The organism is Glaesserella sp. (assembly GCF_041817755.1).
Lineage (GTDB): Bacteria > Pseudomonadota > Gammaproteobacteria > Enterobacterales > Pasteurellaceae > Glaesserella.
Window position 1 is genome coordinate 100643 of sequence record NZ_JBGYBX010000039.1, and the last position, 12984, is coordinate 113626.

Annotated in this window: 12 protein-coding genes; 6 read left to right on the forward strand and 6 right to left on the reverse strand. The window is 44.4% G+C overall.

The features are described from left to right. The first annotated feature begins 230 nt into the window (after nt 1–230). The 4 genes from ACEYKX_RS05715 (at nt 231) to ACEYKX_RS05730 (ending at nt 3849) form a co-directional block, all read left to right on the forward strand. Nucleotides 231–1133: a siderophore ABC transporter substrate-binding protein gene (locus tag ACEYKX_RS05715; protein WP_373767368.1), complete on the forward strand. Its 903-nt coding sequence runs from the start codon at nt 231–233 to the stop codon at nt 1131–1133. Nucleotides 1134–1197: 64 nt separating this feature from the next. Beyond that, nucleotides 1198–2160: an ABC transporter permease gene (locus tag ACEYKX_RS05720; protein ID WP_373767369.1), complete on the forward strand. Its 963-nt coding sequence runs from the start codon at nt 1198–1200 to the stop codon at nt 2158–2160. After that, nucleotides 2150–3094, forward strand: a complete 945-nt coding sequence (locus ACEYKX_RS05725; protein ID WP_373767370.1) for an iron chelate uptake ABC transporter family permease subunit — start codon at nt 2150–2152, stop codon at nt 3092–3094. The genes ACEYKX_RS05720 and ACEYKX_RS05725 overlap by 11 nt, the downstream gene beginning before the upstream one ends. After that, nucleotides 3091–3849: an ABC transporter ATP-binding protein gene (locus ACEYKX_RS05730; RefSeq protein ID WP_373767371.1), complete on the forward strand. Its 759-nt coding sequence runs from the start codon at nt 3091–3093 to the stop codon at nt 3847–3849. The genes ACEYKX_RS05725 and ACEYKX_RS05730 overlap by 4 nt, the downstream gene beginning before the upstream one ends. 46 nt (nt 3850–3895) lie before the next feature. Here the strand turns inward: ACEYKX_RS05730 and ACEYKX_RS05735 are convergent, their stop codons facing one another. The 5 genes from ACEYKX_RS05735 to ACEYKX_RS05755 all read right to left on the reverse strand — a co-directional run bounded on the left by ACEYKX_RS05735 (nt 3896) and on the right by ACEYKX_RS05755 (nt 9706). Beyond that, a complete protein-coding gene (locus tag ACEYKX_RS05735; protein ID WP_373767372.1) occupies nt 3896–5173 on the reverse strand; it encodes an AmpG family muropeptide MFS transporter in 1278 nt (425 codons plus the stop codon). Further along, nucleotides 5174–6193, reverse strand: a complete 1020-nt coding sequence (galE, locus tag ACEYKX_RS05740) for a UDP-glucose 4-epimerase GalE (RefSeq protein WP_373767373.1) — start codon at nt 6191–6193, stop codon at nt 5174–5176. Nucleotides 6194–6295: 102 nt separating this feature from the next. Beyond that, on the reverse strand, nt 6296–6949 hold the full coding sequence (locus ACEYKX_RS05745) for a pseudouridine synthase (protein ID WP_373767374.1): 654 nt from the start codon (nt 6947–6949) through the stop codon (nt 6296–6298). A 61-nt stretch (nt 6950–7010) separates the two neighbouring features. Beyond that, nucleotides 7011–8168: a chorismate mutase gene (locus ACEYKX_RS05750; protein ID WP_373767375.1), complete on the reverse strand. Its 1158-nt coding sequence runs from the start codon at nt 8166–8168 to the stop codon at nt 7011–7013. Nucleotides 8169–8284: 116 nt separating this feature from the next. After that, complete coding sequence (locus ACEYKX_RS05755) at nt 8285–9706, reverse strand: sucrose-specific PTS transporter subunit IIBC (RefSeq protein ID WP_373767376.1); 1422 nt, start codon at nt 9704–9706, stop codon at nt 8285–8287. Nucleotides 9707–9996: 290 nt separating this feature from the next. Between ACEYKX_RS05755 and ACEYKX_RS05760 the strand changes: the two genes are divergently transcribed. Beyond that, on the forward strand, nt 9997–11334 hold the full coding sequence (locus ACEYKX_RS05760; protein ID WP_373767377.1) for an anaerobic C4-dicarboxylate transporter: 1338 nt from the start codon (nt 9997–9999) through the stop codon (nt 11332–11334). 130 nt (nt 11335–11464) lie between these two features. Continuing rightward, nucleotides 11465–11998, forward strand: coding sequence for a hypothetical protein (locus ACEYKX_RS05765; protein WP_373767378.1), 534 nt, complete (start codon nt 11465–11467; stop codon nt 11996–11998). Nucleotides 11999–12173: 175 nt separating this feature from the next. Here the strand turns inward: ACEYKX_RS05765 and ACEYKX_RS05770 are convergent. Then, a partial coding sequence (locus tag ACEYKX_RS05770; RefSeq protein WP_373780641.1) for a YadA family autotransporter adhesin occupies nt 12174–12984 on the reverse strand: 811 nt, incomplete at its 5' end.

Sequence of the window (12984 nt, forward strand, 5' to 3'; positions counted from 1 at the left end):
AAGAATGAAATGAGGCAGTAACCTTACCGATTACTGCCTAAAATTGCAAATTTTATTATGTAAACGACCGCTTGTCAGAAAGCTTATTTCCTTTAAGGTAAACAAAAGAAAGACATATCGTTGCTTAGGCGGATAAATTTATTTCACTCAAAAGACATTTTCCGCTTTACCTCAGCGAAAATCTCGATAATAATTTGAGAATTATTATCAAATATATTTTGAGGTTCAATATGCTGAAAAAATCACTTTTAACACTCGCCTGCATTGCATCATTTGCCGCTTCCGCCCTTGCAAAAGACGTGACGATTCCAACCGCCCGCGGTGAGGTTACGCTGTCGGCACCGCCGGCAAAAGTTGCGGTTTTTGATACGGGCAGTATCGATACGCTTCATGCATTAGGCGTGAAAATGGCCGGTGTTGCCGATGTCGAAAAAGTATTGCCTTATACGAAAGCAAGCCTTGATAATGCGAAAATTGTCGGTACGGTATTCGAGCCGAATCTTGAAGCGTTAAATGAACTAAAACCCGATTTAATTATCGTCGGCACCCGTACTGCAAAGAAATTCGATGAAGTCAGCGCGTTGGGTAAAACCATCGATATGACGGATAACGGCGACAAATTAATTGAAAGCGGCTTACAGCGTATCGACAGTTTCGGCAAGTTATTCGACAAACAAGCCGAAGCGGATAAATTGAAAGGTGAAATCGGCACGCTTTATAAAGCAACCCAAGCTGCCGTGAAAGGGAAAGGTAACGGTTTAATCATTTTGGTTAACGGCGGAAAAGTATCTGCCTTCGGTTCCGGTTATCGTTTAAGTTGGATCCACAATAGTTTAGGCATCCCAATGGCTGACGCTTCGTTGAAAGGCACCGGCCACGGACAGCCGATTAGCTTTGAATATATTCAAAAACTCAATCCGGATTGGCTGTTTGTGTTGGATCGTATCGCCGCTATCGGTGAAGAAGGTAAAACGGCAAAAGAAGTATTGGATAACGAATTAATCCGCCAAACCAAAGCGTGGAAAAACGGCAATATCGTTTATTTAAGCAGCGCTTCGTACTTGGCGCCGGGCGGTGTGAAACAAATTAAAACGGACTTAACCGCAATCAAACAAGCCTTTGAGAAAAAATAATTCACCTAAATACAAGCGGTCGGATTGGTAAATTTTTTTGCAAATCCGACCGCTTGTACACTGTATGCCTATGCTTTCGCTGAATCGTATCAACATCCTTATTTTGCTCATTCTATGCCCTTTAAGTATGGCAACGGGCGTGGCAGACTTCCATTGGACGGACATTTTCAGTTCCCCCGAACAGTTGCAGCTTTTACTGGTTAGCCGTTTACCGCGAACCCTTGCCGTGATCCTTGTCGGTGCAACCCTTGCCGTTGCAGGTATGGTGCTGCAAATCGTGCTGAAAAACCGTTTTATCGATCCCAACTTGATTGGCGCCACGCAAAGTGCCGGCGTGGGTATTTTACTCGTCAGCTTATTGTTCCCCGCTTCCGCTTTGCTTGTCAAAATGTCCGTTGCCGCTTTGAGTGCCTTGATTGGTATCGGCATATTTATGTTGCTGCTACAACGTTTACCGCCGCAACAGCAGCTGATAGTGCCGTTAGTCGGCATCGTATTCGGTAATATCATTGAATCAATCGGTACTTTTATTGCGTATGAAACCAATAGCCTACAAATGCTCAGTATTTGGACATCGGGGGATTTCTCCGGCGTACTTTCCGGACGATATGAATTGTTGTGGTTAACGGCGGCATTCGCCGTACTCGTCTATGTTATGGCGGATCGGCTCAGTATTACCGGGCTTGGTCGCAATATCAGCACCGGTTTGGGCATCAATTATCGTCAAATGACTTGGATAGCCTTAATCGTTGTGGCAATGATTACCGCTTTAGTGGTAGTGACCGTCGGTCAAATCCCGTTTATCGGTTTGGTAGTACCGAATATTGTGTCTCGCTTGGCAGGCGATCGCTTACGTCAAAATCTTCCGTCCGTTGTGTTATTAGGGGCAAATATCGTCCTCACTTGCGATATCCTCGGACGTGTCATCAATGCCCCTTACGAAATCCCGATTTCAACCGTTTTCGGCATTGTCGGCACGCTGATTTTCCTTTACTTACTTTTTAAAGGAAAACGCCATGCGAACTAAATCTCTCCTACTCTTATTGAGCGTACTATTTATTATTGCTTGCGGCTTATTTATGACTTATAACGCCAACGGGAATTGGGATTTCGTCTTGCCGTTTCGCGGTAAAAAGCTGCTCATGTTAATCGTGATTGGCTACACCATCGGTGTGTCGACATTGTTGTTTCAAACCTTAACGCACAACCCGATTTTGACACCGAGCATTCTCGGTTTTGATTACCTTTACCTGTTGATTCAAACCGCATTGGTCTTCTTTATCGGTGGCTTAGGATTTACCCAGTTAGATGCCGTTCAAAAATTTTTATTTGAAACAATGATGATGCTCGGCGGCGCATTATTGCTGTTTGCGACATTGACGAAAGGCAGTTCGGATCTTTCCCGCATGATTTTAGTCGGCGTAATTTTCGGTGTCCTGTTTCGTAATCTGAATAATTTATTGCAACGGATGATCGATCCGGATGAGTTTGCCATTGTACAAACCTCGTCTTTTGCCGATTTCAATACGGTTAAAATCGAATTACTGTATATCGGTATGACCGTTGCACTCCTTAGTTTTATATGGATTTGGCGGCAGCGTCATCAGCTTGATATTTTGTTACTAGGGAAAGACTATGCCGTGAGTTTAGGGGTAAATTACGCCTGTTTCTCCAAACAACTCTTGATTTGCTGCGCCGTATTGGTCTCCGTATCCACAGCATTGGTCGGCCCTGTCTTATTTTTAGGCTTGCTTGTTTGCGCCATTACCAATGCCGTCAGCCCGAAAGTCCATCACGCTGTACGGATTCCAATGGTCTTTCTGATTTCGGCAATGACTTTGGTTCTCGGGCAAGTGATATTCGAACAGGTCATGAAAATGCAAGGCGTACTCAGTGTCGTGGTCGAATTTATCGGCGGTATGGTATTTATCTATTTAATCCTAAGGAAAATCAAAAGATGATAACGATTAAACACCTTTCTCATAAAATCGGTCATGAAACTATTTTAAACGACATCAATCTGATCATTCCGAACGGGGGAATTACGGCGCTCATCGGGGCAAACGGTGCGGGCAAATCGACATTACTCTCTTTGATTGCGCGTCTGCAAAACATACAGCAAGGAGAGATTCATTTAAATGATATGGATATTGCCCAAACGGCATCACGTACTATTGCTCGACATTTAGCCATATTGACCCAAGACAATACCATTCACAGTCGTATTACCGTGAAAGATTTACTGATATTCGGACGCTATCCTCATCATCAAGGCAGAATTCGTCCGGAAGATGAACGCATCGTCAATGAAGCATTGGCACGTTTTGAACTGCATCCGTTTGCCGAACGTTACTTAAGCGAATTATCCGGTGGTCAACGGCAACGAGCATTAATCGCCATGACTTTTTGTCAACAAACCGGACATATTTTATTGGATGAACCATTAAATAACTTGGATATGTTTCATGCTCGAGAATTAATGCGTTTATTACGTAAGCTAACCGATGAGCTGAAACTCACTACGGTAATGGTCGTGCATGATGTTAACATGGCGGCGGCTTACGCCGATACGATTGTGGCGATGAAAAACGGTCAAATTCTGATGATAGGTACACCGGAAGAGATTATCACTCGAGAAAATCTGAATACCATCTTTCATTTGGATGCCGAAGTACTGACTTACCAAGGAAAACCGATGGTCGTACATCACTTGTAACAAAAAAAGCTAGGTTTGACCGACCTAGCTTTTTTATTTTTAATCGTTAAATCGTCTGCTTTTGATGCCAAGGGGCAACTTTCAATAGCATCAACATCCCCGGAATACCCGCCGCGACGCAAATCCAATAAAAGACTTCGTAACCGTAAGTTTGCGCCCAAATTCCCGCCGTTGCTCCCAAAATTTTGCTCGGTACCGCCGCAAGGCTGGTAAAAATGGCAAATTGCGTTGCCGTATACAACGGATTCGTTTGTAAGGAAATATACGATAAGAAACATGCCGTTCCCAAACCGACCCCGACATTTTCCATAATAATCACCAATGATAAGGCAAAACGTTCATAACCGCCGATCACCTCGAATTTACCGTAAGATGCCAGCCAAGCAAAACCCGCCGTGGTAATCACTTGAATGAAGCCGAAAATCCACAGCGCTTTATTCAACCCGAGTTTAGGCAACATCAAACCACCGATGGTACCTGATATTAATACAGCGATTAGCCCGTTAACTTTCACTGCCGTACCGAGATCCGTACGGCTGAATCCCATATCCAATACAAAGGTGGTTTGCAAGGTTGCCGCAAAAGAATCACCGAATTTATATAGGAAAATAAAGAGTAGGATCGCCAAGCTTTCTTTTACGCCTTTACGTCCTAAAAATTCTTTGAACGGCGCGACAAAGGCTTGATTAAACGAAAGGTGTTCCACCGTATAATCAACTTTAGGTTCTTTAAACAACAGGCTGAGCAGAATCCCCGGTATCATGAATAACGAGGTAAAGATAAATACGGTTTCCCACGAATAATAATCGGACAATATCAACGACACACCGCCCGGAATCAACCCCGCAATACGATAGGCATTCACATGAGTGGCATTCCCGATACCGAGTTCTTCATCACTGAGCAACTCTCGACGATAAGCATCGACCACAATATCCTGTAACGAAGAAAAAACCGCCACGAATGCCGCAATCACGGCAATCGTGCCGATATGCTCTTTCGGTTGAAGAAACGCAAATGCGGTCAGTAAACCGATTAAACACACTTGAGTGATAAACATCCAGCTACGACGGCGACCTAAAAAATTCGGATAATAGCGGTCGAGTAACGGAGAAATCAAAAATTTCCACGTATAGGGAAAACCGATCAGTGTAAAAAAACCGATCGTTTTTAAATCGATCTGCTCGGAACGCAACCACGCCGGCACTAACTGGACAATAAAATAGAGCGGTAAACCGGAGGTAAAGCCGGTTAAAAAGCACTGCAATACTTTTTTATTAAATAATTGTTGCCATACACTCGGCTTTATCACGGTTTCCGACATTTATCCCCCTTTATAGCCGTTCGGATTATTTTTCTGCCAATTCCAGGTATCTTTCATCATTTGATTCAAATCGCGCTCGGTTTTCCAACCCAGTTCGTCTAACGCTTTTTTCGGATTGGAATAATAGGAATCGATATCGCCCGGACGACGGTCTACCAATTTATAAGCAATCGTCAATGCATTCGCTTTTTCAAAGGCTTTCACCATATCTAACACGGAATAGCCGATCCCCGTTCCCAAATTGTAAATATGCAGCCCGGCTTGGTTTTGGTGTTTGTCCAAGGCTTTTAAGTGTCCGAGCGCCAAATCGACGACATGGATATAGTCGCGTACGCCGGTTCCGTCATGAGTATCGTAGTCGCTGCCGAATACCGATAATTCCGGTAATTTGCCGACAGCCACTTGGCTGATAAACGGCATTAAATTGTTCGGAATCCCGTTCGGATCTTCACCGATCAAGCCGCTTTCATGCGCACCGACCGGGTTGAAATAGCGCAATACAATCGCACTGAACTGCGGATGGGCGACAACCGTATCGGCAAGCACACGCTCAACCATATATTTTGACGTGGCGTAAGGGCTGGTGGTATCGCCTACACGACAAGCCTCCGTGACCGGCACCACTTCAGGCACGCCGTATACCGTTGCCGTCGAGCTGAAGACGATCGTATTTACTCCCGCTTTCAGCATTTCTTCAACCAATACAATTGAACCCGTCACATTATTTTGATAATAGCGTAAAGGCTGTCTGACACTTTCGCCGACGGCTTTGAGACCGGCAAAGTGAATAACCGATTCAATCTGATTTTCCGCAAAGATTTTGCGTAGGATGTCGCGCTCCAACACATCGCCTTGATAAAACTTCACGGATTTGCCCGTGATCTTTTTCACACGTTCAAGGGAGACTTCCGATGAATTGCACAGGTTATCCAGCACCACAATCTCTTTGTTTTGGTTTAATAATTCCACAACGGTATGTGAACCGATATAGCCGGCTCCGCCGGTCACTAAAATTGCCATATTGCTGTCCTCATTCAAATAAAATTTCGGTTAGTTTACTCTTTTTGAACAAAAAAATCTTTCACTTCATTTGCAAAAAAATCAAACGAAACGACCGCTTGTTCATTCCCTTTTTAAGCCCAGACGCCGATACAACATGCCTTTTTCCCGTTCATCTAAAACCCGATATTCACCGGCGTCCAAGCCGTTCAAATCAAACGTTTCCAGTCCGACACGGATTAAACGGAGTGTCGGGAAACCGATATGCGCCGTCATTCGACGGACTTGACGGTTTTTACCTTCCGCAATCACCATCTCAATCCATGACGTCGGAATCTGTTTACGCTCACGAATTTTCGGCGCCGAAGCCCAATGTAACTGCGGATCGCTGATTTTTCTTACCTTGGCGGGTTTGGTTAAACCATCCTTCAATACCACGCCGTTACGTAATTTGTCCAAATCTTTTTCGTGAGGTTCCCCTTCTACCTGCACCCAGTACGTTTTTGCCTTATCAAATTTCGGGTTTGCCAAACGGTGCTGAATGTCGCCGTTATTTGTTAAGAGCAACAGCCCTTCGCTATCCCGATCCAAACGACCGACGGGGTAAACATTGGCAATCGGCACAAATGCTTTGAGCGTTTGACGCCCCCCTTCATCGGTAAACTGACTGAGCACATCATAAGGCTTATTCAACATAATAATGACCGTTTGCTCGAAGGAAAGAACGGGCTTCGTATTTTTGTTTTTTACACGACGAAATGCAGGATTGGTTTTCATGGGGATAAAATACGTAGAGGCGTATTCCTACGCCCCTTTAAATTACATTCAATAAATCGGCTTATAATTTCACCGGTTCGATAATTTCACTCGGATAACATCCCAATACTTTCAGATAGCTGGTGACTTTTTCCAATTCAGTTAACGCTTTTTGCGTATTGTCGGAGTGAATGTTGGCATCCAATTCCACATAAAACATCTCTTCCCAAGGTTTACCGTAGATCGGACGGGATTCCAGCTTCAGCATACGGATACCATGTTGCTTAAACACCATCAATGCGTCCACCAAGGCTCCGGCTTGTTGAGTTGTCGTCATGAGTAACAGGGTTTTGGTTTGCACCTGTGGCGAAACCTTGACCGGTTCTTTGGCAACAACAATAAAACGGGTAATGTTGTTTTCTTGATTGGCAATGTCGGTTTTGATTACGTCCAAACCGTACAACTTACCACCGTCTTCATTGCCCAACGCCACGCAATTCGGGCTGTTCAGACGCGCCACCAGCTGCATGGCATGCGAACTGCTTTCGCAATATTTGATATGCACTTTATCCAGATGTTGAAGAAAATGGCTGCACTGCTGTGCCGGCTGCGGATGGGTGTAAATCGTATCCACTTCGTCCAAATTCACCGCACCGACGGCTAATACGCAGTGCCTGATGGCATAAGCCAATTCGCCGACCAATGCCAAATCGGTATGTTGCAGCAAATCGTAAACCTCATTAATCGAACCCGATGTCGTATTTTCAAGTGGCAACACGCCGTAATCCGCTTCACCGTTTTTCACCTTATCGAACACGGCTTCAAACGAATCGCAACTCAATTCAATCAACGACTCCTGACGGTGTTTCATAAATTGTCGGGAAGCCAAATGGGAATACGAGCCCCGCATGCCTAAAAAAGCAACGGAAATCGGTTTGTCCGCCAACGCATTGAGCTTATCTTGTAAATAGTTTTGTTGAGTGAGTACCGAATCTTCAATAATCCGTTGAAAAATCTGCGTAATATATTGCGGATCCAGCCGATAATTCTCTGCCTGTGCATAATTGACCAACTCTTGCAGTAACTGCTTTTCGCGTTCAATATCACGTAACGGTTTTTTACTGATCTCCTTGCTGCGTACGACATCAAACGCCAAATGATGGCGCTCGGACAATAATTTCAACAAATTACGATCAATTTGAGTAATTCGCTGGCGAATCTCTGAAAGATCTAAAGACATTCTGTTTCCTTTCACAAAAGCTAACGGCGTTTTTGCAAAATATGACGCAAAACGCACCGCTTGTAAACAGAAAACCCTAGAATAAATCTAGGGCTCTCCGATTACCTGATGAGTAATTAAGCTTTTGCCTGAGCGCGTTTGCCGAGAATGACGGTGACGACGAAGGCGATTGACGCTGAAATTGCCATACCGACACAGTACATGCCTAAGCTTTCAGGTTTAATGGACGGAATACCCGGTAAACCTGCCGCCCCTAACGCGATAGCTTTAACATTAAAGAGGGCGATGAATGCACTTGCCGTACCGGACGCAATCATGGCGGCGATAAACGGATAACGGTAGCGTAAGTTCACACCGAACATTGCCGGTTCCGTAATACCTAATAACGCAGAGATACCTGACGGTACCGCGATACCGCGAACTTTGACGTCTTTCATCACAAATGCCGCACCTAAACACGCCGCACCTTGTGCGATGTTAGACATTGCTGCGATTGGGAAGATAAAGGTACCGCCAGTGTTTGCCATATCCGCTAATAATTGGGTTTCCACCGCAATAAAGGTTTGGTGCATACCGGTGATAACGATTGGTGCATAGAAAGTACCGAAAATCGCACCGCCGACGAAACCTAACGTATCATATAACCACGTTAAACCGGCAGAGATTAATGAACCGGCTTCACGACCTAATGGACCAATGATAGTGAACGCTAAGAAACCGGCAATAAAGAGTGAGAATAACGGGGTAATTAAGTTATCTAAGAATGACGGAACGACTTTACGGAACGATTTCTCTAACGTTGCCAAGACCCATGCAGACACTAAGGTCGGGATAACGGTGCCTTGGTAGCCGACTTTTTCAATTTCCAAACCGAATATGTTCCAGTATTGGATTTTGCCGCTGGCAAGGGTTAATGCGTAGTTCCAACCGTCCGCTAATGCAGGGTGAACTAATAACATACCAAGTGCAGCCCCTAAGAATGGGTTACCACCGAATTTACGGGTTGCAGAGAAACCTAACAATACCGGTAAGAAAACGAACGGTGCGTTGGCGAAGGTGTTCATTAAGTCGACTAAATCCGCAATACCCGGATACATATCCACCACATTTAAGCCTTCCGCAAAGAAGCCTTTTGCAGTGAGCATGGAGTGAATACCCATTAACAAACCGCCCGCCACGATTGCCGGGATAATCGGTACGAAAATATCCGCCAAACCTTTGACGATACTTTGTAAGAAACCTTGTTTTTCCGCGCCTGCACTTGCTACTTCCGCCGTACTCATGTCACCGATACCAAGACTTTTGGTTAATTCGGCATGGACTTTATTGACCGTGCCCGAACCAAAAATAATTTGGTATTGACCTGCAACGGAAAACTGACCTTTCACGCCCTCGATATTCTCGATGCCTTCTTTGTCAATTAACGATTCGTCTTTCACAACCATACGTAAACGCGTTGCACAGTGAGCTGCCGCCGTGATGTTATCTTTACCACCAAGTTTATCAATGACTTGTTGGGCGATTTGAGGAAAGTTCATAATGACCCCTATAGATGTGTGATTAAAAAAACAAACGTTTGCATTCTAACTAAAACGATTTAGCAAAAAAAGAAATTTGTATTGAAACATGTTATTTTTGTAATCCAGATCACATATTTAGCTACTTTTAGCTACTTTTCAAAACAGGAAAATGATTAAATTTCCGTTTTTTAACAAAAAATGGCTTCAGATTTTAATAAAAGTTGATTTAAATAAAACTCCGACCTTTCTATAACGAAAGTAAAACGGTAAAATTTACATCTCATCTTTAACATTATTAAGAGGTCTTTATGCTCTATTTTGAGTTTTTGCTATTATTAGCTTTCCTATACGCCGGTAGCCGATACGGCGGTATTGGTTTAGGCGTGGTTTCAGGTATCGGTCTCGCCGTTGAAGTATTCATTCTTCGAATGCCTCCAGGCAAAGCGCCTATCGATGTAATGTTGATTATTTTAGCCGTTGTAACCTGTGCGTCCATTTTGGAAGCTGCCGGCGGTTTAAAATATATGTTGCAAATTGCAGAACGTATTCTACGTAAAAACCCGAAACGGGTTACCTTGTTAGGTCCGTTAGTGACTTATGTGATGACCTTTATGTTGGGTACGGGTCACTCGGTGTATTCAGTTATGCCGATCATCGCAGATGTCGCATTAAAAAATAATATTCGTCCGGAACGTCCGATGGCGGCAGCCTCCGTTGCATCTCAGCTGGCAATTACCTCAAGTCCGTTATCTGCGGCGGTCGTATTCTATCTTGCGCAAATTACTCAGTTACCGGGGTTCGAGCACGTTAGCCTATTGAATATTATCGGTGTCACCGTGCCGGCAACCTTAGCAGGTACCATTGCGCTTTCACTTTACAGCTTACGTCGCGGTAAAGAATTGCAAGATGATCGTGAATATCAACGTCGTTTACAAGATCCGATTTGGCGTGAACGCATTCTCAGCACTACCAGTACGACCTTAAATGAGGAGCTTCCGGCTGCAGCGAAAAAAGCGGTATTGCTTTTCTTGCTTTCCTTAATTGTGATCGTCGTTATTGCAATGTTCCCTGAAATCCGTACTGTCAGCACGGGGGATAAAGTCAAACCGATTTCCATGTCGCTCATTATCCAAATGATGATGCTCTGCTTCGGTGGTATTATCTTACTTGCGACCAAAACCAACCCGCAAACCGTACCGAATGGTGTCGTATTTAAATCGGGAATGGTTGCGGCAATTGCGATTTTCGGTATTGCATGGATGAGTGACACCTACTTCCAATATGCGATGCCACAATTCAAAGCCGGTATCACCGAAATGGTTGAAACCTACCCATGGACCTTTGCGCTCGCACTCTTTGCCGTCTCCGTGGTCATTAACAGCCAAGCGGCAACTGCCGTCATGATGTTACCGGTCGGTATCGGTTTAGGTTTACCTGCACCGTTGTTAGTCGGTTTAATGCCGGCGACTTACGCTTACTTCTTCATTCCTAACTATCCGTCAGATATTGCAACCGTCAACTTTGACGTAACCGGAACGACGAAAATCGGCAAATACTACTTTAACCATAGCTTTATGATGCCGGGGCTAATCGGCGTCATCGTCGCTTGCTGTGTCGGCATAGCGATTGCCAACATCATTATCTAATTAAAACAAAGCGGATAGGATTTCCTATCCGCTTTTACTAATGTAAATCCTCTCTCGTTTTCTTTTCTAATACCCCGTTATATGGAATAATACACCCGATTTCGTGCATTTTTATATGGAGACAACTGACATGAAAACCTTAACATCCCTAGTACTTATTTCTTCGTTATTAGCGCCCGCAATGGTCTATGCGGAACCTAATACAAAACCGGCATCAACAAAACAAGCCAATACGAAACAAGCTCAAAGCAATAAAACAACACAGAAAAAAAATACCTCAAAAGCGGATCAAAGCCTAAATAATTTCAACAAAGCGTTCGGTATTAAACTGGTTGCACGTAATATCACTAAAGACAATACCGGACAAACTTTCGCAACATTTACTTACGAATTGGAAAATAGAGGTAAAAAAGAAATTAAATCCGCAGAATGGATCAGTGCTTTCACATTTCATCAGCAAGTGCTATTCACACAAGAGCTTCCATTGACGTTTACACCGGCATTAAAAGCCAACACCACTATAAAAACGGATATTTCAATCCCAATGGCTCAAATTCCGCAACAAGTCCATCAAATATTATTAGATACTAAAGCTCCTATCGGTGTTATTAATGCGGCAAAATCATTAACCTTTACCAAAGGCTCACCGATTACCGTGAAATAATTCAGATGACATAAAATCATTCATACAACATACAAACAGTAAAAGGTTCGGCTCACTTGCGTTAGCCGAACCTTTCATTTTTTCAAATTGCAAAATACAACGCCAAACTGACCGCTTGTTACTGTAAAAATAAAAAATGCGACCCGAAGATCGCACTTTTATCATTTTGGACAAATTACCATTGATAACCTACACCAACACCACCTGAGTAGTGACCGGCACTATTTGCCGTACCCGTAGCTTTAAGAATCAGCTTACCGTTGTCACTGGTACGTGAGTAACCGATAGCAATTGCAGAAGCACCGCTATAAGTACCGCCAGCCGCCGCAACCATAGATTTACCCGGAAGGTAAGCTTGCGGTAATGATGACGCTGCCGCTGAGTTTGCACCAATTCCGCGAACACGTTTATCCAATTGAGATACACGGTTATGGACTTGGCCCAACCCTTCTTGCAACTGCCCTACATTCACTGCATCCGTCGGCGCTTTGCCCGCCGCGACGTTGGTTAGCCGGGCTGCGGATTTACCATCAGACATGGAGACTCTCACGTCACCGTCTTCCGTTGCACCGATTAACGGTCCGGCACTTCCGCCTACCTGTACTGACGTAAATGTCGGTGTATCGATCGTTGCCACTTCCAGCGCGGCTCCGCTTTGTTTCATGTGAATATTTTGACCCGCTTTCACTTTTACCGTGTCGCCCATTTTCACATTTGCCAAGCTACCGCCTTCCACAACACCGTTCGTACCGTCCACTTGCTCTGCTTGGATATTCCAACCTTTGTTGATTTCTTGGTTGGTCGCATACAACTGGCTACCGTTCACCGCATCCGTTGAACTTGCGCTAATCACACCCGGCGCGACATGTTGGATTTGACGTTCGTCTCCCGCTTTACCGACTGAGAAGACTTTAGTCTCAGGTCCGGTTTTACCCGCTACCGCCGCATCGTTAATCGCATAGCTGCCTTGGTTCGCCTGACCTGCC

Bases quoted from the DNA above. Each gene is read 5' to 3' on its own strand.
- ACEYKX_RS05715 (WP_373767368.1), top strand. From the start codon at position 231: ATGCTGAAAAAATCACTTTTAACACTCGCCTGCATTGCATCATTTGCC.
- ACEYKX_RS05720 (WP_373767369.1), top strand. From the start codon at position 1,198: ATGCCTATGCTTTCGCTGAATCGTATCAACATCCTTATTTTGCTCATT.
- ACEYKX_RS05725 (WP_373767370.1), top strand. From the start codon at position 2,150: ATGCGAACTAAATCTCTCCTACTCTTATTGAGCGTACTATTTATTATT.
- ACEYKX_RS05730 (WP_373767371.1), top strand. From the start codon at position 3,091: ATGATAACGATTAAACACCTTTCTCATAAAATCGGTCATGAAACTATT.
- ACEYKX_RS05735 (WP_373767372.1), bottom strand. From the start codon at position 5,173: ATGTCGGAAACCGTGATAAAGCCGAGTGTATGGCAACAATTATTTAAT.
- galE (WP_373767373.1), bottom strand. From the start codon at position 6,193: ATGGCAATTTTAGTGACCGGCGGAGCCGGCTATATCGGTTCACATACC.
- ACEYKX_RS05745 (WP_373767374.1), bottom strand. From the start codon at position 6,949: ATGAAAACCAATCCTGCATTTCGTCGTGTAAAAAACAAAAATACGAAG.
- ACEYKX_RS05750 (WP_373767375.1), bottom strand. From the start codon at position 8,168: ATGTCTTTAGATCTTTCAGAGATTCGCCAGCGAATTACTCAAATTGAT.
- ACEYKX_RS05755 (WP_373767376.1), bottom strand. From the start codon at position 9,706: ATGAACTTTCCTCAAATCGCCCAACAAGTCATTGATAAACTTGGTGGT.
- ACEYKX_RS05760 (WP_373767377.1), top strand. From the start codon at position 9,997: ATGCTCTATTTTGAGTTTTTGCTATTATTAGCTTTCCTATACGCCGGT.
- ACEYKX_RS05765 (WP_373767378.1), top strand. From the start codon at position 11,465: ATGAAAACCTTAACATCCCTAGTACTTATTTCTTCGTTATTAGCGCCC.